Below are 22604 nucleotides of genomic sequence, written 5' to 3'. Positions count from 1 at the left end.
TCACTACACGGCGTTGGCTTCAGCCATTCGCCGAAAGTGAGGGGGATGGGCGTTATTTATCCCGAATTTTACAGAAGTGTTAACGCGTCATCTCGTCGCGAACTATAAGTTTGGGTAATATGTGCTGGAAATTGCCCTGTCTGGAGAATCGCAATGCGTGGAGAATTTTATCAGCAGTTAACTAACGATCTGGAAACCGCAAGGGCGGAAGGGTTGTTTAAAGAAGAACGCATTATTACGTCTGCGCAGCAAGCAGACATCACTGTGGCTGATGGAAGTCACGTCATAAACTTTTGCGCCAATAACTATCTCGGGCTGGCGAATCATCCGGAGCTGATTGCGGCGGCAAAAGCGGGAATGGATTCTCACGGTTTCGGGATGGCTTCAGTACGTTTTATCTGCGGCACTCAGGATAGCCATAAAGAGCTTGAGCAGAAGCTGGCAGCATTTCTCGGGATGGAAGATGCGATTCTCTACTCTTCCTGCTTTGACGCTAACGGTGGTCTGTTTGAAACGCTGTTGGGCGCGGAAGACGCCATTATCTCCGATGCTCTGAACCATGCCTCGATCATTGACGGCGTGCGACTGTGCAAAGCCAAACGCTATCGCTATGCCAACAACAATATGCAAGAGCTGGAAGCATGCCTGAAAGAAGCGCGTGAATCCGGGGCGCGCCATGTATTAATCGCCACCGATGGTGTGTTCTCTATGGATGGCGTAATTGCCAACCTGAAAGGGGTTTGCGATCTCGCGGATAAATACGACGCTTTGGTGATGGTTGATGACTCTCACGCGGTTGGTTTTGTCGGTGAAAACGGTCGTGGTTCCCATGAATACTGCGATGTAATGGGCCGTGTTGACATCATCACCGGCACGCTCGGTAAAGCATTAGGCGGCGCTTCTGGTGGTTACACCGCGGCGCGTAAAGAAGTGGTTGAGTGGCTGCGTCAGCGTTCTCGTCCTTACCTGTTCTCCAACTCGCTGGCACCTGCCATTGTAGCTGCTTCCATTAAAGTGCTGGAGATGGTCGAAGCGGGCAGCGAACTGCGTGACCGTCTGTGGGCGAACGCACGCCAGTTCCGTGAGCAGATGTCGGCTGCGGGCTTTACTCTGGCAGGTGCCGATCACGCCATTATTCCGGTCATGCTTGGCGATGCGGTAGTGGCGCAAAAATTTGCCCGCGAGCTGCAAAAAGAGGGCATTTACGTCACCGGTTTCTTCTATCCGGTCGTTCCGAAAGGTCAGGCGCGTATTCGAACCCAGATGTCTGCGGCGCATACCCCTGAGCAAATTACGCGTGCGGTAGAAGCGTTCACGCGTATTGGTAAACAACTGGGCGTAATCGCCTGAGTGAGGATGTGAGATGAAAGCGTTATCCAAACTGAAAGCGGAAGAGGGCATCTGGATGACCGACGTTCCTGAACCGGAACTCGGACATAACGATCTGCTGATTAAAATCCGTAAAACAGCCATCTGCGGGACTGACGTTCACATCTATAACTGGGATGAGTGGTCGCAAAAAACCATCCCAGTACCGATGGTTGTAGGCCATGAATATGTTGGTGAAGTGGTTGGCATCGGTCAGGAAGTGAAAGGCTTCAAGATCGGCGATCGCGTTTCTGGCGAAGGCCATATCACCTGTGGTCATTGCCGCAACTGTCGTGGTGGGCGTACCCATTTGTGCCGCAACACGATAGGCGTTGGTGTTAATCGCCCGGGCTGCTTCGCCGAATATCTGGTGATCCCGGCATTCAACGCCTTCAAAATCCCTGACAATATCTCCGATGACTTAGCCGCAATTTTTGACCCGTTCGGAAATGCGGTGCATACGGCGCTATCGTTTGACCTGGTCGGCGAAGATGTTCTGGTTTCTGGTGCAGGCCCAATTGGTATTATGGCCGCGGCAGTGGCGAAACACGTCGGCGCGCGTAATGTGGTTATCACCGACGTTAATGAGTATCGTCTGGAACTGGCGCGCAAAATGGGCATCACTCGTGCGGTTAACGTCGCGAAAGAGAATCTCAACGACGTAATGGCAGAACTGGGCATGACTGAAGGCTTTGATGTTGGCCTGGAGATGTCTGGTGCGCCGTCAGCGTTTCGCACGATGCTGGACACCATGAATCACGGTGGTCGTATTGCGATGCTGGGTATCCCGCCGTCTGATATGTCTATCGACTGGACAAAAGTGATCTTTAAAGGCTTGTTCATTAAAGGCATTTACGGTCGTGAGATGTTTGAAACCTGGTACAAGATGGCGGCGCTGATTCAGTCTGGTCTGGATCTCTCGCCGATCATTACCCATCGTTTCTCCATCGATGATTTCCAGAAAGGTTTCGACGCTATGCGTTCAGGTCAGTCCGGGAAAGTTATTCTGAGCTGGGATTAATATGAATAAGGGCTGGTATTCCAGCCCTTGCAGCTGATGGCATAAACAAAGCGCACTTTGTCTACAATCTGAAAAGCCAAAATACCAGCTCTTTTCCCTGAGGATAATCTGTTAAATATGTAAAATCCTGTCAGTGTAATAAAGATATCGTAATTGCGCAGTTATCTTATATTGCTGCTCTCATTATCTCTCTAGCCTGAAGTGACTTTCTCACCCGTAAAAATAATATTTCACAGGCTTAATGGTTTCTTAATACAAAGCCTGTACAACATCAGGGTAACTTCAGAGGTCGTCGGTAATTTATGATGAACAGCACCAATAAACTTAGTGTTATTATCCCGTTATATAATGCGGGCGATGATTTCCGCACTTGTATGGAATCTTTAATCACGCAAACCTGGACTGCTCTGGAAATCATTATTATTAACGATGGGTCAACGGATAATTCTGTTGATATAGCAAAGCATTACGCAGAAAACTATCCTCACGTTCGCTTGCTGCATCAGGCGAATGCTGGCGCATCGGTGGCGCGTAATCGTGGGATCGAGGCGGCGACGGGCAAATATGTCGCTTTTGTCGATGCTGATGATGAAGTCTATCCCACCATGTACGAAACGCTGATGACCATGGCGTTAGAGGACGATCTCGACGTGGCGCAGTGTAACGCTGACTGGTGTACCCGTGAAACGGGGGAAACCTGGCAATCTATTCCCACCGTTCGCATACGCTCAACCGGCGTATTAACTGGCCCGGATTGGCTGCGGATGGGGCTTTCTTCCCGCCGTTGGACTCACGTTGTCTGGATGGGGGTTTATCGCCGCGATGTCATTGTTAAAAATAACATTAAATTTATTGCCGGATTACATCATCAGGATATTGTCTGGACAACAGAGTTTATGTTTAATGCGCTGCGTGCGCGATATACCGAGCAATCGTTATATAAATATTATCTGCATAATACGTCAGTAAGTCGCTTGAAAAGACAAGGGAACAAAAACCTTAATTATCAACGTCACTATATTAAGATAACGCGTCTGTTGGAAAATTTAAATCGTAATTACGCCGACAAAATTCCGATTTATCCGGAGTTTCATCAGCAAATAACTTACGAAGCATTACGCGTTTGCCATGCGGTGCGCAAAGAGCCGGATATTATTACCCGCCAGCGGATGATTGCCGAGATATTTACTTCCGGTATGTATAAGCGCCTGATTACCAATGTGCGCAGCGTGAAGGTGGGTTATCAGGCGTTGCTGTGGTCTTTCCGTTTATGGCAATGGCGCGACAAAACGCGGTCGCACCATCGTATTACGCGTAGCGCCTTTAATTTGCGCTAGCGTTAAACTTCGCCGCTTCAGGCTGCTTACCCCAGCCTTGCCACTGATGCTGGAAGTAAACGATCAGCGTGCTCTGGCTGATGCTTTCGCTTAATACTTCAAAGAAGCGATTAGCATAAACTGGTTCCAGCGGTTTCTTCGGTTTACAGAGCTTCACGCCACGGAACGGGTTACGCGGTGAGTCTGGCACAGCGTTTTTTGGCGGTGTAGAAGTATCAACCTGCGGTTCATTCAGCAAGCTGCTGGCTTTCACCAGCGTAATGTCTGGCGGCAGGTTATAAACCATCTGTTGCAATACGCGTACCGTTGAGGGATGCGGATGACCAATGGCGATAGTCGAACCGTTACGACGCGCCAGGTCAATTGCACGATTAAACTGCACACGAATATCCGCTTCATTTTGCGAATCGTCGAGGAACACCTTCCTTTTAATAACCTTCACACCAGTGCCTTGCGCAGCGCGCATCGCCTGGGTATTACCGATGGTTACACTGTCGAGAAAGTAAAGATTGTAACGCGCCAGCGCCTGCATCACTTTCTGCATACCAAACAGGTTAGAGGTCATCTTGCTGCCCATGTGGTTGTTGATCCCCACAGCATAGGGCACGTTATTGACTGCGCTGCGAATAATGCGCTCAATTTCGTCGCTGCTCATCTCCGGGCGCAGCGTGTTTTTCTCCAGCGGCTGTTTACTCAACGGCGCCATCGGCAGATGAATCAACACTTCGTGACCGCTGTTATGCGCCTTGGTCGCCATCTCTCTGGCGTGTGGTGAGTCGGGTAACACGGCAACGGAGATGGCGGATGGCATCGCCAGCACCTGGTTTTCGTTATGCGGGCGATAACCAAAATCATCAATGACGATGGCAAGTTTGCCAGCAAGTACGGGGGAGGAGAGCGCCAACAGAGCGGCAAATGCAAGAGCGTTACGACGAAATGGAAACAAAACTTATCTTCCCAACCACGGCTGTGGATTGACCGCCTGACCCTGGCGGCGAATTTCGAAATAGAGTGAAGGCCGACCCTGACCACCACTGCTGCCCACCAGCGCAATTGGCTGGCCCGCACGAACCTGCGAACCAACGCTCACCAGTGCGCTCTGATTATAGCCGTAAAGACTCATATCGCCTTTACCGTGCTCAACCACCACCACCAGACCGTAGCCTTGCAGCCAGTCAGCCAGAATCACCCGGCCATCGGCAATCGCTTTAACTTCAGTACCTTCAGAGGCACCAATCACCATCCCTTTCCAGCGCAGTTCGCCCTGTAGCTGTTCGCCATAGCGATGCAGCGTTGGCCCGCGAACAGGCCAGAATGCCTGACCGCGCGGTGCGCCCAGACCACCGGTACGGGACATCAGCGATTTTTCGCTTTCGGTCGGCTTGTAGGTGGTGCCTTTACGCGTCGCTTCTTTCTGCCTGTCGCGAACTGCCTGAGCCTCACGCGCTTCACGTTCAGCACGCGCTTTCGCCGCAGCTTCCGCGCGAGCAATACTATTGCGCAGACGAGATTCGTTAGCACGCAGCTCGCTCAACTGTTGCTGACCTTGCTGGATGGAAGATTCCAGCCCTGCCAGCGTCTTTTTACGCTCGTTCAGCGCCTGAGTCAGTTTCGCCTGTTGGGCGCGCTGCTCATATAACAGCGTTTGTTGCTCGCTTTGTTTCTCTTCCAGTTCAGCACGCTGCATGGCGACTTCTTCACGCGTTTGCTTCAACTGGGCGATGGTTTCTTGTCGCGCCTGGTTGAGATAGCCGAAATAAGCCTGTAAACGCTGACCGCGCTGGCTTTCTTCACCGCTGAGAATGAGCTGTATGCCCGTATGCTCACCCTGACGAAACGCGGCATCCAGTTGCGCGGCGAGGCTGCGTTCCTGGGCGGCTTTTTGCTGTTCCAGTTTGGCAATCGACGCGTTCATCTCATCAATCTGTTTATTCAGTTGATTGAGCGTGTTTTGCGTTTCGCGCAGCTTGCGTGTGGCTTCGGAGATCGCCTCTTCCTGCTTTTTCAGTTGAGCAAGCAGGCTTGAGCGTTGTTGCTGCTGTTGGCGTACCGCGCGCTCTTTCGCGGCGATATCGGCCTGAATAGACTTGAGTTGGTCGCGGTCATCCGCGTGGGCGGAAAACGTGCACAACAATACGCCAGCGCTAAGAACGCTGGCGTAAATGATGGGCCTGACTGCAAACCTGCGCGGTTTCGTGGCCCGTGTCATGGTATTAATCGCCTTTCCCCTCATGGGGAGGGATTATTCCACGATGAACAGCGGCTTACCAGTCATCTCTTGCGGGATTTCCATCCCCATCAGCGACAACATGGTCGGAGCGATGTCAGAAAGTTTGCCGCCTTCAACCGCTTTCACGTTCTTATCGCCAACGTAAATCAGCGGAACTGGCAGGTTGGTATGCGCCGTGTGAGCCTGACCAGTAGCCGGATCGCGCATCTGTTCAGCGTTACCGTGGTCTGCGGTGATCAGCAGTTGCCCACCCACGGACTCAACAGCTTTGGTCACTTCTTCAACACAGTGATCCAGTGCTTCAACCGCTTTAACCGCAGCTTCCATCACCCCGGTGTGACCTACCATGTCGCCGTTCGGATAGTTACAGATGATGGTGTCGTATTTGCCGCTCTTGATTGCCGCAACCAGTTTTTCGGTCAGCTCTGCGGAGCTCATTTCCGGTTGCAGGTCGTAGGTAGCGACTTTCGGCGAGTTGATCAGAATGCGATCTTCGCCTTTGAACGACTCTTCTACGCCGCCGTTGAAGAAGAAAGTGACGTGGGCATATTTTTCGGTTTCGGAAATACGCAGCTGAGTTTTGTCGTTTTTCGCCATCCACTCGCCGAAGGTATTAACCAGAGACGCTGGTGGGTAAGCCACAGCGGTTTTGATGTCGGCAGCGTATTCGGTCAGCATTACGAAATCGACGTTAACCACTTTCTTACGCGCGAAGCCGTCGAAATCGGCGTTCACGAATGCACGAGTGATTTCACGCGCGCGGTCAGCGCGGAAGTTCATGAAAATCAGCGCATCGCCGTCTTCCATTGCTGCATCTGGCTGGCCTTCAGCACGGATAACGGTCGCTTTCACGAATTCGTCGTTTTCGTCGCGAGCATAAGCAGCCTGCAAACCGGCAACGGCGGTATCAGCCTGGAACTCACCCTGCGCCAGAGTCAGCAGGTCATAAGCTTTTTCAACGCGATCCCAACGGTTGTCGCGGTCCATTGCGTAGTAACGGCCAATGATGGACGCTACGCGGCCTTTACCCAGCGCGGCAAATTTCTCTTCGAATTTTTTCAGTGAGGATTCAGCACTGCGCGGCGGAGTGTCGCGACCGTCAAGGAATGCGTGCAGGTAGATTTTCTCTGCGCCACGTTCAGCTGCCAGCTCTACCATTGCCATGATGTGATCTTCGTGGCTGTGTACACCGCCTGCGGAAAGCAGCCCCATGATGTGTACTGCTTTGCCCGCGTTCTTCGCTTTATCTACCGCGCCAGTCAGCACCGGATTAGCAAAGAAAGCGCGATCTTTGATTTCAACGTCCAGACGAGTCAGGTCTTGATACACGATGCGGCCGGCACCCAGGTTAACGTGGCCTACTTCGGAGTTACCCATCTGACGGTCAGGCAGACCGACTTCCAGACCGGAAGCGTCGATTAGGGTATGCGGACGATTGGCCCACAGTGCATCCATTACCGGGGTTTTAGCACTAAAAATGGCGTTATCCTGCTGTTCTTCGCGATAGCCATAGCCATCCAGAATCACCAGTACCATAGGTTTTTTAGAAACCGACATTGCGACAACCTCATACTCAAGAGTCAAAATTTGCGTAATTTTACTACAGCTGAATCGATAAAATAGCCTCTGAAGATCAAAATATACGACCGCTCGCTGCAAGCCGATGCCAGATTTGCGATTTTTTTTCGTCGCGCCCCGCAAAATTGCATTCCAGTGCACGCTCTGGCTGTATTTGCCGCAACGCGCAGGTATACTCCTTTCCTGGTTTTTAATCACTACGTCGGGAGTTGTTACCCCCCATGCAAGAAATTATGCAATTTGTTGGCCGTCATCCCATGCTGAGTATCGCCTGGATTGCGTTACTGGTGGCGGTTCTTGTTACTACGTTTAAGAGCCTGACCTCGAAAGTGAAGGTGATTACTCGTGGTGAAGCTACACGTCTGATCAACAAAGAAGACGCTGTGGTTGTGGATTTACGTCAGCGTGATGACTTCCGTAAAGGCCATATCGCAGGTTCTATCAATCTGTTGCCGAGCGAAATCAAAGCCAACAACGTTGGTGAGCTTGAGAAACATAAAGACAAACCGGTTATCGTGGTAGACGGTTCTGGCATGCAGTGCCAGGAGCCTGCAAACGCGCTGACGAAAGCTGGTTTTGTGCAGGTATTCGTGCTGAAAGAAGGCGTTGCTGGCTGGGCTGGCGAAAACTTGCCTCTGGTGCGCGGTAAATAATTTACCTGTCGTCTTTCATGCCGCAGGCTGTTAGCTGCAATTAGACCCCCAGCGACTTATTGATATAAGCTTCTGGGGATACTCCATTTTGCTGCCGCCCTGCAACATGAGATTTCAGGGTAAAAAAACAGGAGCTAAGTTATGGCCAATGTTGAAATCTATACCAAAGAAACCTGCCCGTATTGCCATCGTGCAAAAGCACTACTGAGCAGCAAGGGCGTGAGTTTCCAGGAACTGCCGATCGATGGTAACGCCGCCAAGCGTGAAGAGATGATCAAACGCAGTGGTCGCACCACGGTTCCACAGATTTTTATTGACGCACAGCACATTGGCGGCTGTGATGACTTGTATGCATTGGATGCACGTGGTGGACTGGATCCCCTGCTGAAATAACGTATTAACGTTGGCATTACACTGCGCAGTATTTAAGGACAACACTTAAGGGTTTTCTACACATGTCAGAACAAAACAACACTGAAATGACTTTCCAGATCCAGCGTATTTATACCAAGGATATCTCTTTCGAAGCGCCGAACGCGCCGCACGTTTTCCAGAAAGATTGGCAGCCAGAAGTTAAACTTGATCTGGATACGGCATCTACTCAACTGGCAGATGACGTGTACGAAGTGGTACTGCGTGTTACCGTAACGGCATCCCTGGGCGAAGAAACCGCGTTCCTGTGCGAAGTTCAGCAGGGCGGCATTTTCTCCATCGCGGGTATCGAAGGCACCCAGATGGCACATTGCCTGGGCGCATACTGCCCGAACATTCTGTTCCCGTATGCTCGTGAATGCATCACCAGCATGGTATCCCGCGGTACATTCCCGCAACTGAACCTTGCGCCGGTTAACTTCGATGCGCTGTTCATGAACTATTTGCAGCAGCAGGCTGGCGAAGGTACTGAAGAACATCAGGATGCCTGATGAACCAACGTAATGCTTCAATGACTGTGATCGGTGCCGGCTCGTACGGCACCGCTCTTGCCATTACCCTGGCAAGAAATGGCCACGAGGTTGTCCTCTGGGGCCATGATCCTCAACATATCGCAACGCTTGAACGCGACCGCTGTAACGCCGCGTTTCTCCCCGATGTGCCTTTTCCCGATACGCTCCATCTTGAAAGCGATCTCGCCACCGCGCTGGTAGCCAGCCGTAATATTCTCGTCGTTGTACCCAGCCATGTCTTTGGAGAAGTGCTGCGTCAGATTAAACCGCTGATGCGTCCTGATGCGCGTCTGGTGTGGGCGACAAAAGGTCTGGAAGCGGAAACCGGACGTCTGTTACAGGACGTGGCGCGTGAGGCGTTAGGCGATCAAATTCCGCTGGCGGTTATCTCCGGTCCAACTTTCGCGAAAGAACTGGCGGCAGGTTTACCAACGGCAATTTCGCTGGCCTCTACCGACCAAACCTTTGCTGATGATCTTCAGCAGTTGCTGCACTGTGGCAAAAGCTTTCGTGTCTACAGTAATCCAGATTTCATTGGCGTTCAGCTTGGCGGCGCGGTGAAAAACGTCATTGCGATTGGTGCGGGGATGTCCGACGGTATCGGTTTTGGCGCGAATGCACGAACGGCGCTAATCACCCGTGGTCTGGCTGAAATGTCGCGTCTTGGCGCGGCACTGGGGGCCGATCCTGCCACCTTTATGGGTATGGCGGGGCTGGGCGATCTGGTGCTGACCTGTACCGACAACCAGTCGCGTAACCGCCGTTTTGGCATGATGCTCGGTCAGGGTATGGATGTACAAAGCGCGCAGGAGAAGATTGGTCAGGTGGTGGAAGGCTACCGCAATACGAAAGAAGTCCGAGAGTTGGCGCATCGCTTCGGCGTTGAAATGCCAATAACCGAGGAAATTTATCAAGTATTATATTGCGGAAAAAACGCGCGCGAGGCAGCATTGACTTTATTAGGTCGTGCACGCAAGGACGAGCGCAGCAGCCACTAAACCCAGGGAACCTTTGTTACCGCTATGACCCGGCCCGCGCAGAACGGGCCGGTCATTATCTCATCGTGTGGAGTAAGCAATGTCGTGTGAAGAACTGGAAATTGTCTGGAACAATATTAAAGCTGAAGCCAGAACGCTGGCGGACTGTGAGCCAATGCTGGCCAGTTTTTACCACGCAACGCTACTCAAGCACGAAAATCTGGGCAGTGCATTGAGCTATATGCTGGCGAACAAGCTGTCATCGCCGATCATGCCTGCCATTGCTATCCGAGAAGTGGTTGAAGAAGCCTACGCCGCCGACCCGGAGATGATCGCCTCTGCGGCCTGTGATATTCAGGCGGTACGTACCCGCGACCCGGCAGTCGATAAATACTCGACTCCATTGTTATACCTGAAAGGTTTTCATGCCTTGCAGGCGTATCGCATTGGTCACTGGCTGTGGAATCAGGGCCGTCGCGCACTGGCTATTTTTCTGCAAAACCAGGTTTCTGTGACGTTCCAGGTCGATATTCACCCGGCAGCAAAAATTGGTCGCGGGATCATGCTCGACCATGCGACGGGCATCGTCGTTGGTGAAACGGCAGTAATTGAAAACGACGTGTCGATTCTGCAATCCGTGACGCTCGGCGGTACAGGTAAAACCAGCGGCGACCGTCACCCGAAAATTCGTGAAGGCGTAATGATTGGCGCGGGCGCGAAAATTCTCGGCAATATTGAAGTTGGGCGCGGCGCGAAGATTGGCGCAGGTTCCGTGGTGCTGCAACCAGTGCCGCCGCATACCACCGCCGCTGGCGTTCCGGCACGCATTGTCGGTAAACCAGACAGCGATAAGCCATCAATGGATATGGATCAGCATTTCAACGGCATTCACCATACCTTTGAGTATGGGGATGGGATCTGACGTTATGTGATCGTGCCGGATGCGATGCTAACGCATCTTATCCGGCCTGGCGTAACTAATCTCTCAACACCGCTCCCGGATATCCCAGCTGCCGCCAGGCTTCATACACCACTACCGACACCGCATTGGACAGGTTCATGCTGCGGCTGTCCGGCACCATCGGAATACGAATTTTTTGTTCAGCGGGCAGGGCGTCGAGAATGCTCGCTGGCAGGCCGCGCGTTTCCGGGCCGAACATCAGATAGTCACCATCCTGATAACTTACGGCGCTATGCGCGGGCGTACCTTTGGTGGTGAGGGCAAACAGACGCTGGGGATTTTCTGCTTCGAGGAACGCGTTATAGTCATAATGACGCGTAACAGCGGTAAATTCGTGGTAGTCCAGCCCCGCGCGGCGCAGGCGCTTATCGTCCCAGGCAAATCCCATCGGTTCGATGATATGCAGACGAAAGCCGGTATTAGCGCAAAGACGAATGATGTTGCCAGTGTTTGGCGGAATTTCTGGTTCGTAAAGTACGATGTTTAACATACTGCCCCCTTAGTGCGGGGGCAGGATAGCAGATATTCATCTAACCCTTAAGCCGCATTCCCTTTCGCCATCGGAGCCAGCGCTGCAGGCAACTCTTTACCCAACCCCTGCACCAGCGAATCTTGCGTAATTTCGCTAATCGATTTCGCGCCTGTCAGCGTCATCGCCACTTTCATCTCTTTCTCAATCAGATTCAGCAGGTTAGCTACGCCCGCCTGGCCCGCCGTTGCCAGCGCATAGAGGAAAGCACGGCCCAATAGTACGGTATCGGCACCGAGAGCAATCATACGCACAACATCCAGCCCGTTACGAATGCCGCTATCCGCCAGAATGGCGATATCACCTTTCACCGCATCCGCAATAGCAGGCAGCGCGCGGGCAGAAGAGAGTACGCCATCTAACTGGCGGCCACCGTGGTTAGAAACCACAATGCCATCTGCGCCAAAACGGACTGCATCACGCGCATCTTCTGGGTCGAGGATCCCTTTGATCACCATCGGGCCATCCCAGAAATCGCGGATCCACTCAAGGTCTTTCCATGAGATGGACGGATCGAAATTATTCCCCAGCCAGCCGATGTAATCTTCCAGTCCGGTCGGTTTGCCAAGGTAAGCCGAGATATTACCTAAATCATGCGGACGACCATTCAGGCCCACATCCCACGCCCATTGTGGGTGAGTCACCGCCTGCAAGTAGCGGCGCATTGCGGCGTTCGGGCCGCTCATACCTGAGTGCGCATCACGGTAGCGTGCGCCCGGCGTTGGCATATCCACGGTGAAAACCAGCGTCGAACAACCTGCGGCTTTTGCCCGTTCCAGTGCGTTACGCATAAAACCGCGATCGCGCAGTACGTAAAGCTGAAACCACATTGGGCGCTGGATGGCGGGTGCGACTTCCTCAATCGGGCAAACGGAAACCGTCGAGAGAGTAAACGGAATACCGTGAGCATCAGCCGCTTTGGCTGCCTGAACTTCGCCGCGACGCGCATACATGCCGCACAAGCCCACCGGAGCCAGCGCTACTGGCATCGACAATTTCTCATTAAACAGCGTCGTTTCCAGACTTAAGTCGGACATGTTTTTCAGAATACGCTGGCGCAGCGCCACTTCTGACAAATCTTCCATGTTACGACGCAGGGTATATTCAGAATATGCGCCGCCATCCATATAGTGGAACAGGAACGGCGGCAGAATGCGTTGTGCTGCGGCGCGATAATCGCTGGCTGCGGAAATAATCATGCGTTTTTCTCCCTCGAATACTCATTATGCTCACCGGGCAGGCGGGTAATACGTGCACGGCGCGCCTGATCTTCATCGAATCTTTTCATGGTGCTGTGGACAAAACTGAGGTGCGCCATCATCGCTTTACGCGCCCCGTCGGCATCACCGGCAAAAATGGCGTCAATGACCGCCTGATGTTGCTCGGTCAGTTGTGAAAAAACGGGCGGCACAAGATACATCCGTTGACGGCTTTGCATCACCGAGGATTGCAGAACATCAAAGAAACCGCGCATGGTTTGCAGCAGCACGATGTTATGTGAGGCTTCGGCAATCGCCAGATGAAAACGCACGTCCGCTTGCGAGGCGAGATCCGGGTCTTCACTCTGCGTCGCTTCAAAGCAGAGCTGTATCTTTTCTTTATCGGCTTGTGTGGCGCGCATCGCTGCATGCCACGCAGTGCTGGCTTCAATGGCGTAGCGGGCTTCCAGAATATCGAAGCTGTAATCCGGATCATCGGCCATCAGCGTTTTCAACGGCTGGACGATGTTTTGCTCCGACCACGCATCATGACGCCAGCGCACAAATGTGCCACCACCGCGACGACTAAGCAGCACGCCTTCGCTCACCAGCTTTGCCAGCGCTTCGCGCAGTGAATTACGCGACACGCCGAGTTGCATCGCCAGTTGGCGTTCAGCGGGCAATTTCATGCCCGCCTCCAGATTTTGTTCATCAATCAGCGCCCGCACACGGGAGGCTACCTCGTCTGACAGGCGTCTGGGTGTAGCAATCATTAAGGAATCATCCACGTTAAGACGTAAGCCTGAAGCGTGGTGATCACGCCCACCATACAGGTGAAGATCAGGCTGTGTTTGACAGTAAAGCGGAATAAATCTGACTCTTTGCCCACCAGGCCTACCGCCGCACAGGCGATGGCGATGGATTGTGGAGAGATCATCTTGCCGGTGACGCCACCGGTGGTGTTGGCTGCAACCAGCAACAGGTCAGAGACGCCAATTTGTTGTGCAGCGGTGGCTTGCAGCGCGGCAAACAGAGCGTTAGAGGACGTATCCGACCCAGTCAGGAATACCCCCAGCCAACCAAGGAACGGCGAGAAGAAGGTAAATGCATGACCGGTGTGCGCCAGTGCCAACGCCAGCGTTGACGACAGCCCGGAATAGTTCGAGATAAAGGCGAACGCCAGCACCATACCTATAGAGTAGATGGGCAGGGCCAGTTCTTTCAGTGTGCTGCCGAAGGTGCTGATAGCGTCAGACGGTTTCATCTTCAGCCAGACAACCGAAAGCAGTGCAGCAAACAGAATGGCGGTACCAGTGGCAGAGAACCAGTCAAACTTAAACACGGCGGCGTAGGCGGTAGCTTCGCTGACGACCGGCGGCATACGGGCAACCAGTTTGTCGAGATACGGCACCGGAATGTTGATCACCCACTCATACAGGGCGCCGCCCGAAGCGAACAGGGCTTTAAACGGCGGGATACTCCACAGCGTTACGGTGGCGGTCAGGAACAGGAACGGTGTCCAGGCGCGTAACACCTGACCCGCCGTGTAACCGGTGTGAGCCAGCGTCATATCAACCTGGGATGCACCCAGATCGCCGAAGCGGAAAACGCGCACCGGCTGCCAGCGTTTGAGGAACAGCGTCAGGCAGAGCAGCGATACCAGCGAAGAGATAATATCCGGCAGTTCCGGCCCAATAAAGTTGGAGCTGAGATACTGTGCGATGGCAAATGAACCACCTGCAACCACGACCGCAGGCCACGTCTCTTTGATGCCGCGCCAGCCGTCCATAATCGCCATGATCCAGAACAGGACGATAATGGTCATAAACGGTAACTGACGACCCACCATCTGGCCAATCTCAAAGCTGTCGATGCCCGTCACCTGCCCGGCAACCAGAATTGGAATGCCCATCGCGCCAAATGCCACTGGCGCGGTGTTAACAATCAGGCACAGCCCGGCGGCGTATAACGGTTTAAAGCCCAGACCCACCAGCAATGCGGCGGTGATCGCCACCGGTGCGCCAAAGCCCGCAGCCCCTTCGAGAAAAGCGCCGAAACAGAAACCGACAATCAGCATTTGCAGACGCTGGTCTGGGGTTATCGAAAGAATCGACGAGCGGATGATGTCAAATTGCCCGGTTTTCACTGAGATTTTATAGACGAACACCGCCGCAATAATGATCCAGGCTATTGGCCACAAACCGTAGAAGAAGCCATAAACCACCGAGGCCAGTGCGTTGGCGACCGGCATTTTGTAGAACAATAGCGCGACGGTCAGAGCGATAGCGACTGTCCACGTGGCGGCGACATAGCCTTTGAGTTTGAGCTTAATCAGCGCAAAGAAGAAAAACAGGATGGGAAGCGATGCTATCAGGCTGGAAAGCCAGATATTCCCGGCGGGATCATAGTTTTGTTGCCAGAGATTCATTGCAAGTCTCCTGGAGTCCACACACATCGTGTAATGAGTCTGTTGCTCATCTCCTTGTTACACGTTGTGTAAAAGTGGCACTGCCAATTTTGTTGTGTAGGGATAATGACAATGAATGGTTAACTAAATGTTATTAATTAGCAACAATGATGTGTGTTTTAATTGGGGAACTGTGAACCAGAGGTCAGATAAGCAAAGAATTGGTAGGGCCAATTTGGGATGGGAGGATGTCTGGTAAAGAAAAGGGCAATCCCCATCAGCGATCACACTTGCGTCACCATTAGTACCGTGTTTGGCCCTGATTTTACCTGCGGAGGTATCCCAAAGCAGAGCATCGCCAGGAGAAGTGCTAAATGAGGTGTTAATTGCTGCCAGTGCATCACCGACGTTATCGTAGTTAGTGGTACCGATGGTATATGTAGGGCCAGTAAACACTCTGTCAGCATCCACGGAAGCTATTTTCAGATTCTAACCTACTAAAATTATTCAGGTATGCGGGGGAATTGAAAATATAACGTTAATCGATTTCGATGTTTGAAATATGCTCCTGCATGTGCCGGCAGGAGCGAATAAAAATGCGGAGACTTTAGTTATATCGACCAGTAGGGGCTTAAAACTCGGTCTTAGAGAACCCTGTCATCTCTTGCAGGCCCATTTCACGGCCCAGCGCAGTCATCGGGTGCACAACGACCAGTCCGCGAACGCTCTTCTTCAGCTTACCCATATCAGCCTGCTCTTTTTTAGTAATCGCACGCTGGAACGGCATCTTCATCAGCTTCTGCGCTTCTTTGCTAAGTTTCTGGCTGTGAACGTCACGCAGGCGGGCAATTTCCGCTTCCAGCGTGGCTTTTTCTTTCTCCAGCTCGGCGTATTTGTCTGCGGCTTCAACCAGCGACAGATCGGCCTGCTGGTGGCGGATAGCGTCCAGGCGATCGCTAAGACGTTTGATTTCGTTTTTTTCGACTTCTTTCATGTGATGACTTCTGATAAAGATAAATTTATAGCCTCTAGTATGCGTGACGGGGGGCGTTGTACACAACTGATGGCATTGCAATAGTTCCTTTTGAAATCATTGCTGTGTGTGAAATGCATTCAATTTATTGATTAATTCAGGAATCCAAAGGAAAGGATGATAAGCATGAGAGTGCAATTATTATAGTTTCAGCACAATTTCCTTAATGCCATCTTTACCGGGATCTACACTAAAATTGGCGGCCGCGCATTCCCGGCGCGGGGTAATACGGAGATATTATCATGGGCAAATTAGGTGAAAACGTTCCGCATCTTATCGATAAAACCGTAGATTTTATGGCATCAAGCCAGGCTTTCCGGGAGTATCTGAAAAAGCTTCCTCCCCGTGACGCGCTTCCGTCCGATATACCCGAGGAAAGCGTGCCGTTATATCTGCAACGTCTGGAGTATTATCGTCAACTTTATAGGCCGAAGCAGGTTGAGAAGCAGTAATCGCTTACTTTTGAAAGGCTTTTTTTAAGCTGATTTTGGAAATCAGCTCAGTCAGTGAAAGGACCATTGTTGAACGCACAGCTTGTTGGTAACGCTGAATTTGCATCGCATACAAACTGGAGTCTGTTGGTTCAAACTGTGGCGGCGGTGGGATCGCCGCCACGCAGTGCAGCTCGCCAAATGGCCCAATAATTTCATCATCGGTAAAGGCGTATTCGTTACCGTCGTGATTCAGCTCTTCACGCAGCGCCATCAAGAGTTCCGCATCTTCATATTCGTTGCGGCTAATCACGCCAAGCCCATAAATCAGCTTTAAGCGCACGGAAAGGTCGCCCAGCGGACCATCGCCGTCGAGTAATGGTTCTACAGCATACTTCACCGCGTAATCGTCTTTGCGGAATACCTGAAGCACCAGAAGATTCACCGCCTCGGTCAGGAGATCAACGGCGGTGATCAAAAAGCTTCGCACGGTTTTGCCAGCATTCAGACGCTCAAGCACACGGTTTTCAAAGGCCTGGGTTTGTTCCATTGTTGCCTGCATATCTGACAATCTGTTATTCGGGCGCAGGGAGTCCTGCGCCTGGTCTACCATTATTTTGCGTTATAAGCCGTGACTGCTTCGGCGACAACCTCGCTGTTAGCATCAAGCCCGGAAATTTGCGCCAGCGCTTCCTGCGGGCCTTTCTCGGTAATCAGCGCCGCCAGTTCTTGTGCCTGCGGATCATCTTCACTGCGGAAGTGCATCGCGGCGGCGATACCTTCAATCAGGTTTTTGTGTGGCAAACCGTACTCCAGCGTACCCAACAGCGGTTTTACCAGACGGTCGCCAGCACTCAGTTTACGCAGCGGTTGACGGCCTACGCGCTCCACATCATCTTTCAGATACGGGTTTTCAAAACGACCGAGGATTTTCTGGATGTATGCTGCATGTTTGTCAGCATCAAAGTTATAGCGCTTGATCAGTACCGCGCCGCTTTCTTCCATCGCACCTTTTACCACCGCACGGATTTTCTCGTCGAGAATCGCATCACGAATGGTCTGATGACCTGCCAGTTTTCCGAGGTACGCGGTTATAGCATGACCTGTGTTCAGGGTGAAGAGTTTACGCTCAACAAATGCCATCAGGTTGTCGGTTAACTCCATGCCTGGGATGTTCGGCAGTGCGCCTTTGAACTGGGTTTTATCAACAATCCATTCGCTGAAGGTTTCTACAGTTACTTCCAGCGGATCGTTAGTTGCAGAGGCGGAAGGCGGTACGATGCGGTCAACGGCGGAATCCACAAAGCCAACATGCTCTTCTACCCACGCTTTGGCTTCTTCCGGCAGGGCGTTCATCACATGGCCTTTCAGCTGCGTGGTGCCGCGTACCATGTTTTCACAGGCGATGATGTTCAGTGGCGATTCATTACCTTGTTCTTTACGTTTCACCAGCCCTTTGGCGATGGCGGGAGCTATACGTTCCAGCACGACCGGGCCAACTGCGGTGGTGACCAAATCAACCTGGGCGATTAAATCAACCACTTCATCGCCGATGCTGCTGACGGCATTTACGCCGGAAACGGTATCTACCTGCTCGGTTTCACCGACCACATGAACCTGATAGCTATGACGGGCATTCAGGGCATCAAGCACCACCTGATTTACATCGGCAAACGTCAGTTGGATACCTGCGTCTGCCAGCAGTTTACCGATAAAGCCACGACCGATATTACCTGCGCCAAAATGTAATGCTTTCATAGTATTAACCTTCATCAATGTTTTTACCCGAGAGGGCTGGGGTGAGGCATTTCCCTCACCCAAACCCTCTCCGTGAGGAAAGGGGCTGCGCCGGATGCGGCCTACAAAAACGTGCAAATTTAACAAACTGCGCTTTGTTTTGTAGGCCTGATAAGCAAAGCGCATCAGGCAGTTAGCCCCCCTTCGCTATGTGGAGAGGGGGGAACTGGATTACTTACGACCTGCCAGCAGTTCCAGCACTTCATCCACGCTGGTGGTGTGCGCCAGACGCTCGATGACAGACTCATCATCCAGTGCGTTGGTCAGGCTGGTGATAACCTGGATGTGCTCGTTGTTACGGGCAGCAATACCAATTACCAGACGGGCAATGTCATCTTCTTCTTCACCGAAGCGCACGCCTTCTGGGTACTGGCAGAACACGACGCCAGTTTTCAGCACGCGATCTTTCGCTTCAACCGTACCGTGCGGCACTGCGATAGACTCACCCAGATAGGTCGGGGTCAGTTTTTCGCGGTCCAGCATCGCCTGAACGTATTCCGGCTCAACGTAACCGCCTTGCACCAGTTGCTCACCGGCAAAACGAATCGCTTCTTCTTTGGTTGCCGCTTTGCGACCGAGGAAGATGTTCTCTGCGCCGAGCTTGAACAGGTTGGTGTTAGAATCGTCAAAGCTGTCTTTCAGGCTGTCTTTTACTTTCTCTTCGTTTGCAGTGTGGCGTTGGGCAGCAACCAGACGTTCGGTCAGGCTGGTGTACAGACCACTGTCGAGGAAGTTGGTCAGCGAAATATGCTGTGCCTGCGGAACCTGACGCATAGCACGTTCGGTCAGGTCACGGTGAGTGATGACCAGGTCCACATCAGGCGGCAGGTTGTTGATCGCGCTGTTAGTAACAGAAATCTGTGACAGGCCCGCATCCTGAATCTTCTTACGCAGCACACCTGCGCCCATCGCACTGGAACCCATACCGGCGTCACAGGCAACGATGATTTTACGTACGTGGCTCAGGTCGTTAGTGACATCGCCAGCAGACAGCGGAGACGCGCCTTTAGATTCAGCCTTCATGTCCTGCATACGACGAGTTGCTGCTTCAATATCATCTTCTTCTTTCACTTTGCTGGTTTTCAGCAGAATGGCAGAGACAACGAAGGAGACAGCCATTGCCGCACACACACCGGCAATGTTAGCGAAGTAAGCGCCTTTTGGCGTCATCGCCAGTACTGCGAGGATAGAGCCCGGAGATGCCGGAGAAACCAGACCGCCGCCCAGAATAGTCAGCGTGAACACGCCAGTCATACCGCCGAGGATAACGGCCAGAATCAGACGCGGGTTCATCAGTACATACGGGAAGTAAATTTCGTGGATACCACCCAGGAAGTGGATGATTGCCGCACCGCCCGCAGACTGTTTAGCGCTACCACGACCAAAGAACATGTACGCCAGCAGAACACCCATACCCGGACCCGGGTTCGCTTCAATCAGGAAGAAGATGGATTTGCCCATCTCATGGGACTGCTGAATACCCAGCGGCGAGAAGATACCGTGGTTAATGGCGTTGTTGAGGAACAGGATTTTCGCTGGCTCAACAAAAATAGATGCCAGCGGCAACATGTCATGGACAACCATGAAGTTAACGCCCGCAGCCAGCATTTTGGACAGAGCTTCAACCAGCGGGCCAATCCCCATGAATGCCAGAATAGCGAGGATCATCCCCATGATACCGGCAGAGAAGTTGTTCACCAGCATCTCAAAACCGGATTTGATTTTACCGTCTACCCAGCGGTCGAAATGCTTAATGCACCAGCCGCCCAGCGGACCTGCAATCATAGAGCCGAGGAACATCGGCATGTCTGCGCCGACGATAACGCCCATGGTAGTGATAGCACCAACCACGCCGCCACGTTCGCCACCTACCAGCTTACCACCGGTATAACCGATCAGCAGCGGCAGGAGATAGGTGATCATCGGCCCGACCAGCTTCGCCAGCGTTTCGTTCGGTAACCACCCTGTTGGAATAAATAACGCGGTGATGATACCCCACGCGATAAACGCGCCGATATTTGGCATCACCATGTTGCTGAGGAAACGACCAAAGCTTTGCACTTTGATCTTAATATCGGATGACATAAAAACACCCCTTCTTATGTTTGCTGTCGCGCAGGCTGGAAGCCCGAGGTTTTTTGTTAATGTGGCGGCAGAGGTAGCCGGACCTTGTAGATACTGCGAAATCTGGCACTGAATCGGTTAACTGTCCAGTCGGTGGCCTTTTATGTGATATCAGTCACATAAATATAGGGGGTAGAGAGGTAATTGACGTGATGTTCATCACAAAATGTTTGTGTATAAAAACAACAAGACGGCAATATTGGCCAAAAATGGCATTTAAATGTGATTTTTGTCACGTTTTTGTTTTGGCTGTTTGTTGAATCTTTGTGATCTGAATCACAAGATATTTTCTTACGGCGTTCACCTGATGTGATCTACAGCATGTTATGCCTTAGCCGTAAAACCGTTATGTAACTAAGCAACTCATCGTTTCTTAAAATTATTCTTCGGTGTGATGGCGAGAATTGCAAACCCGGATTATTGTCAAATAATCAGCCTGACTCCCATCTGGCTGCCAGCCCATAACAACTCTGATAAGCGTGAATCCGAGGCAGATATGTTTCTAAACTACTTCGCGTTGGGAGTGCTGATATTCGTCTTTCTGGTGATTTTTTATGGAATCATCGCAATTCATGACATCCCTTATCTGATCGCCAAAAAGCGTAATCATCCCCATGCTGATGCGATCCATACTGCGGGCTGGGTGAGCCTTTTTACCCTGCATGTAATTTGGCCGTTCCTGTGGATTTGGGCGACGCTCTACCAGCCAGAGCGCGGCTGGGGCATGCAGTCGCATGCTACGCCGCAAGAGAGGGCGCCTGACCCGGACATCGCTGCGCTTTCTGACCGTATCTCCCGGCTGGAACATCAACTCGCCGCCGAGAAAAAAACTGACTATTCCACGTTTCCGGAGATCTAACCATGGATCTGTTGATTGTCTTAACTTACGTGGCGCTGGCGTGGGCGGTCTTTAAAATCTTCCGCATTCCGGTGAATCAGTGGACGCTGGCGACGGCGGCGCTCGGTGGCGTATTTCTGGTGAGTGGTTTGATTTTGCTGATGAACTACAACCATCCTTACACTTTTACGGCGCAAAAAGCGGTGGTTTCTATCCCCATTACGCCGCAGGTGACGGGGATCGTCAGCGAAGTGACGAATAAAAATAATCAGCTTATTCAAAAGGGTGAAGTACTCTTTAAACTCGATCCGGTACGTTACCAGGCGCGAGTGGCGCGGTTACAGGCCGATCTGATGACGGCAACCCATAACGTGAAAACGCTGAGAGCGCAGTTAGCCGAAGCGCAGGCCAATACCACTCAGGTTTCAGCAGAACGCGATCGTCTGTTTAAAAACTATCAGCGTTACCTTAAAGGTAGCCAGGCCGCAGTGAATCCTTTTTCTGAGCGTGATATCGATGATGCCCGACAAAATTTTCTCGCACAGGACGCGCTGGTAAAAGGTTCGATAGCAGAGCAGGCACAGATTCAAAGTCAGTTAGACAGCATGGTCAACGGTGAGCAGTCACAAATTGTCAGCCTGAGAGCACAATTGACGGAGGCGGAGTATAACCTGGCGCAAACCATCGTGCGGGCGCCAAGTAATGGATACGTCACTCAGGTGTTGATTCGCCCAGGCACTTACGCTGCTGCGCTACCACTACGCCCGGTGATGGTCTTCATCCCTGAGCAAAAACGGCAAATTGTCGCCCAGTTCCGGCAAAATTCGCTGCTACGTCTGGAACCTGGCGATGAAGCTGAAGTGGTATTTAATGCACTGCCGGGTCAGGTATTTCGCGGAAAACTGAGCAGTATTTTGCCGGTTGTACCTGGTGGTTCCTACCAGGCACAGGGCGTACTGCAATCGCTGACCGTTGTGCCAGGCACAGATGGCGTACTCGCGCTGATTGATCTCGAACCTAATGCTGAGGTTGATTCTCTGCCAGACGGCATCTACGCCCAGGTGGCGGTTTACTCCGACCATTTCAGTCATGTTTCCGTGATGCGCAAAGTGCTGCTGAGAATGACCAGTTGGATGCATTATTTATATTTGGATCATTGAGACTTGTATCACCTGTG

General features: G+C 52.1%; 22 protein-coding genes and 1 pseudogene. 11 read left to right on the top strand and 12 right to left on the bottom strand.

The window, feature by feature from the left end:
• Positions 1-153 precede the first annotated feature (153 nt).
• From kbl to waaH, 3 genes are all read left to right on the top strand, one after another.
• Positions 154-1350, top strand: coding sequence for a glycine C-acetyltransferase (kbl, locus tag H9644_RS11520; RefSeq protein ID WP_064526086.1), 1197 nt, complete (start codon positions 154-156; stop codon positions 1348-1350).
• 13 nt (positions 1351-1363) lie between these two features.
• Positions 1364-2389 carry an L-threonine 3-dehydrogenase gene (tdh, locus tag H9644_RS11515; protein ID WP_135490512.1) on the top strand — a complete coding sequence of 342 codons (1026 nt, stop codon included), beginning with the start codon at positions 1364-1366 and terminating at the stop codon, positions 2387-2389.
• A gap of 302 nt (positions 2390-2691) precedes the next feature.
• Complete coding sequence (gene waaH / locus H9644_RS11510) at positions 2692-3726, top strand: UDP-glucuronate:LPS(HepIII) glycosyltransferase (protein ID WP_191774641.1); 1035 nt, start codon at positions 2692-2694, stop codon at positions 3724-3726.
• Here the strand turns inward: waaH and H9644_RS11505 are convergent.
• The 3 genes from H9644_RS11505 to gpmM are packed head-to-tail and all read right to left on the bottom strand — an operon-like array spanning position 3713 to position 7513.
• Entirely contained in the window at positions 3713-4672 is a 960-nt protein-coding gene (locus H9644_RS11505; protein WP_191774639.1) for a divergent polysaccharide deacetylase family protein, read from the bottom strand. The two genes, waaH and H9644_RS11505, sit on opposite strands and share 14 nt — an antisense overlap.
• A gap of 3 nt (positions 4673-4675) precedes the next feature.
• Positions 4676-5935, bottom strand: a complete 1260-nt coding sequence (gene envC / locus H9644_RS11500; protein ID WP_001626259.1) for a murein hydrolase activator EnvC — start codon at positions 5933-5935, stop codon at positions 4676-4678.
• 33 nt (positions 5936-5968) lie between these two features.
• A complete protein-coding gene (gene gpmM, locus H9644_RS11495; RefSeq protein WP_064526112.1) occupies positions 5969-7513 on the bottom strand; it encodes a 2,3-bisphosphoglycerate-independent phosphoglycerate mutase in 1545 nt (514 codons plus the stop codon).
• 242 nt (positions 7514-7755) lie between these two features.
• On the opposite strand from gpmM, the gene H9644_RS11490 reads away from it, so the two are divergent.
• The 5 genes from H9644_RS11490 (at position 7756) to cysE (ending at position 11030) form a co-directional block, all read left to right on the top strand.
• The gene (locus H9644_RS11490; RefSeq protein WP_064526093.1) at positions 7756-8187 is read left to right on the top strand and encodes a rhodanese-like domain-containing protein; all 432 of its coding nucleotides are present in this window, start codon (positions 7756-7758) and stop codon (positions 8185-8187) included.
• 141 nt (positions 8188-8328) lie between these two features.
• On the top strand, positions 8329-8580 hold the full coding sequence (grxC, locus tag H9644_RS11485; RefSeq protein WP_000024392.1) for a glutaredoxin 3: 252 nt from the start codon (positions 8329-8331) through the stop codon (positions 8578-8580).
• Positions 8581-8642: 62 nt separating this feature from the next.
• Positions 8643-9110, top strand: coding sequence for a protein-export chaperone SecB (gene secB, locus H9644_RS11480; protein ID WP_000003382.1), 468 nt, complete (start codon positions 8643-8645; stop codon positions 9108-9110).
• The gene (gene gpsA, locus H9644_RS11475; RefSeq protein WP_191774637.1) at positions 9110-10129 is read left to right on the top strand and encodes an NAD(P)H-dependent glycerol-3-phosphate dehydrogenase; all 1020 of its coding nucleotides are present in this window, start codon (positions 9110-9112) and stop codon (positions 10127-10129) included. Before secB ends, gpsA begins: the two co-directional genes overlap by 1 nt.
• Positions 10130-10208: 79 nt before the next feature.
• Positions 10209-11030 (top strand): serine O-acetyltransferase, encoded by an 822-nt coding sequence (gene cysE, locus H9644_RS11470; RefSeq protein ID WP_001277564.1) that lies wholly within the window; start codon positions 10209-10211, stop codon positions 11028-11030.
• A gap of 55 nt (positions 11031-11085) precedes the next feature.
• Here the strand turns inward: cysE and trmL are convergent, their stop codons facing one another.
• The 6 genes and pseudogenes from trmL to H9644_RS11445 all read right to left on the bottom strand — a co-directional run bounded on the left by trmL (position 11086) and on the right by H9644_RS11445 (position 16198).
• A complete protein-coding gene (trmL, locus tag H9644_RS11465; protein WP_191774635.1) occupies positions 11086-11559 on the bottom strand; it encodes a tRNA (uridine(34)/cytosine(34)/5-carboxymethylaminomethyluridine(34)-2'-O)-methyltransferase TrmL in 474 nt (157 codons plus the stop codon).
• A 47-nt stretch (positions 11560-11606) separates the two neighbouring features.
• Complete coding sequence (lldD, locus tag H9644_RS11460) at positions 11607-12797, bottom strand: quinone-dependent L-lactate dehydrogenase (RefSeq protein ID WP_064530257.1); 1191 nt, start codon at positions 12795-12797, stop codon at positions 11607-11609.
• Positions 12794-13570 (bottom strand): transcriptional regulator LldR, encoded by a 777-nt coding sequence (gene lldR / locus H9644_RS11455; protein ID WP_064530258.1) that lies wholly within the window; start codon positions 13568-13570, stop codon positions 12794-12796. The genes lldD and lldR overlap by 4 nt, the downstream gene beginning before the upstream one ends.
• Positions 13570-15225 carry an L-lactate permease gene (gene lldP, locus H9644_RS11450; RefSeq protein WP_064530259.1) on the bottom strand — a complete coding sequence of 552 codons (1656 nt, stop codon included), beginning with the start codon at positions 15223-15225 and terminating at the stop codon, positions 13570-13572. The genes lldR and lldP overlap by 1 nt, the downstream gene beginning before the upstream one ends.
• Positions 15226-15480: 255 nt before the next feature.
• Positions 15481-15681 (bottom strand): annotated as a pseudogene (locus H9644_RS21955) (hypothetical protein); the annotation flags it as partial.
• A gap of 154 nt (positions 15682-15835) precedes the next feature.
• On the bottom strand, positions 15836-16198 hold the full coding sequence (locus H9644_RS11445) for a YibL family ribosome-associated protein (RefSeq protein WP_064530260.1): 363 nt from the start codon (positions 16196-16198) through the stop codon (positions 15836-15838).
• Positions 16199-16479: 281 nt separating this feature from the next.
• Between H9644_RS11445 and yibT the strand changes: the two genes are divergently transcribed.
• Complete coding sequence (yibT, locus tag H9644_RS11440) at positions 16480-16689, top strand: protein YibT (protein WP_064530261.1); 210 nt, start codon at positions 16480-16482, stop codon at positions 16687-16689.
• Between the two features lie 4 nt (positions 16690-16693).
• Here yibT and mtlR read toward each other — a convergent pair whose 3' ends face one another.
• From mtlR to mtlA, 3 genes are all read right to left on the bottom strand, one after another.
• Positions 16694-17281, bottom strand: coding sequence for a mannitol operon repressor MtlR (mtlR, locus tag H9644_RS11435; protein ID WP_064530262.1), 588 nt, complete (start codon positions 17279-17281; stop codon positions 16694-16696).
• A complete protein-coding gene (gene mtlD / locus H9644_RS11430; protein WP_064530263.1) occupies positions 17281-18426 on the bottom strand; it encodes a mannitol-1-phosphate 5-dehydrogenase in 1146 nt (381 codons plus the stop codon). Before mtlD ends, mtlR begins: the two co-directional genes overlap by 1 nt.
• 210 nt (positions 18427-18636) lie before the next feature.
• A complete protein-coding gene (mtlA, locus tag H9644_RS11425; RefSeq protein ID WP_191774633.1) occupies positions 18637-20550 on the bottom strand; it encodes a PTS mannitol transporter subunit IICBA in 1914 nt (637 codons plus the stop codon).
• 535 nt (positions 20551-21085) lie between these two features.
• On the opposite strand from mtlA, the gene H9644_RS11420 reads away from it, so the two are divergent.
• Complete coding sequence (locus H9644_RS11420) at positions 21086-21448, top strand: DUF3302 domain-containing protein (RefSeq protein WP_064530333.1); 363 nt, start codon at positions 21086-21088, stop codon at positions 21446-21448.
• 2 nt (positions 21449-21450) lie between these two features.
• The gene (locus tag H9644_RS11415; RefSeq protein WP_064530265.1) at positions 21451-22587 is read left to right on the top strand and encodes an HlyD family secretion protein; all 1137 of its coding nucleotides are present in this window, start codon (positions 21451-21453) and stop codon (positions 22585-22587) included.
• Positions 22588-22604 lie beyond the last annotated feature (17 nt).

The organism is Escherichia whittamii (genome assembly GCF_014836715.1).
Lineage (GTDB): Bacteria > Pseudomonadota > Gammaproteobacteria > Enterobacterales > Enterobacteriaceae > Escherichia > Escherichia whittamii.
Note: the sequence above shows the minus strand (reverse complement) of the source record. Positions and strands in the feature narration are given on the sequence as shown.

Excerpts from the sequence above, each read along its gene's own strand:
- kbl (WP_064526086.1), top strand. The coding sequence starts at position 154 with ATGCGTGGAGAATTTTATCAGCAGTTAACTAACGATCTGGAAACCGCA.
- tdh (WP_135490512.1), top strand. The coding sequence starts at position 1,364 with ATGAAAGCGTTATCCAAACTGAAAGCGGAAGAGGGCATCTGGATGACC.
- waaH (WP_191774641.1), top strand. The coding sequence starts at position 2,692 with ATGATGAACAGCACCAATAAACTTAGTGTTATTATCCCGTTATATAAT.
- envC (WP_001626259.1), bottom strand. The coding sequence starts at position 5,935 with ATGACACGGGCCACGAAACCGCGCAGGTTTGCAGTCAGGCCCATCATT.
- gpmM (WP_064526112.1), bottom strand. The coding sequence starts at position 7,513 with ATGTCGGTTTCTAAAAAACCTATGGTACTGGTGATTCTGGATGGCTAT.
- H9644_RS11490 (WP_064526093.1), top strand. The coding sequence starts at position 7,756 with ATGCAAGAAATTATGCAATTTGTTGGCCGTCATCCCATGCTGAGTATC.
- grxC (WP_000024392.1), top strand. The coding sequence starts at position 8,329 with ATGGCCAATGTTGAAATCTATACCAAAGAAACCTGCCCGTATTGCCAT.
- secB (WP_000003382.1), top strand. The coding sequence starts at position 8,643 with ATGTCAGAACAAAACAACACTGAAATGACTTTCCAGATCCAGCGTATT.
- gpsA (WP_191774637.1), top strand. The coding sequence starts at position 9,110 with ATGAACCAACGTAATGCTTCAATGACTGTGATCGGTGCCGGCTCGTAC.
- cysE (WP_001277564.1), top strand. The coding sequence starts at position 10,209 with ATGTCGTGTGAAGAACTGGAAATTGTCTGGAACAATATTAAAGCTGAA.
- trmL (WP_191774635.1), bottom strand. The coding sequence starts at position 11,559 with ATGTTAAACATCGTACTTTACGAACCAGAAATTCCGCCAAACACTGGC.
- lldD (WP_064530257.1), bottom strand. The coding sequence starts at position 12,797 with ATGATTATTTCCGCAGCCAGCGATTATCGCGCCGCAGCACAACGCATT.
- lldR (WP_064530258.1), bottom strand. The coding sequence starts at position 13,570 with ATGATTGCTACACCCAGACGCCTGTCAGACGAGGTAGCCTCCCGTGTG.
- lldP (WP_064530259.1), bottom strand. The coding sequence starts at position 15,225 with ATGAATCTCTGGCAACAAAACTATGATCCCGCCGGGAATATCTGGCTT.
- H9644_RS11445 (WP_064530260.1), bottom strand. The coding sequence starts at position 16,198 with ATGAAAGAAGTCGAAAAAAACGAAATCAAACGTCTTAGCGATCGCCTG.
- yibT (WP_064530261.1), top strand. The coding sequence starts at position 16,480 with ATGGGCAAATTAGGTGAAAACGTTCCGCATCTTATCGATAAAACCGTA.
- mtlR (WP_064530262.1), bottom strand. The coding sequence starts at position 17,281 with ATGGTAGACCAGGCGCAGGACTCCCTGCGCCCGAATAACAGATTGTCA.
- mtlD (WP_064530263.1), bottom strand. The coding sequence starts at position 18,426 with ATGAAAGCATTACATTTTGGCGCAGGTAATATCGGTCGTGGCTTTATC.
- mtlA (WP_191774633.1), bottom strand. The coding sequence starts at position 20,550 with ATGTCATCCGATATTAAGATCAAAGTGCAAAGCTTTGGTCGTTTCCTC.
- H9644_RS11420 (WP_064530333.1), top strand. The coding sequence starts at position 21,086 with ATGTTTCTAAACTACTTCGCGTTGGGAGTGCTGATATTCGTCTTTCTG.
- H9644_RS11415 (WP_064530265.1), top strand. The coding sequence starts at position 21,451 with ATGGATCTGTTGATTGTCTTAACTTACGTGGCGCTGGCGTGGGCGGTC.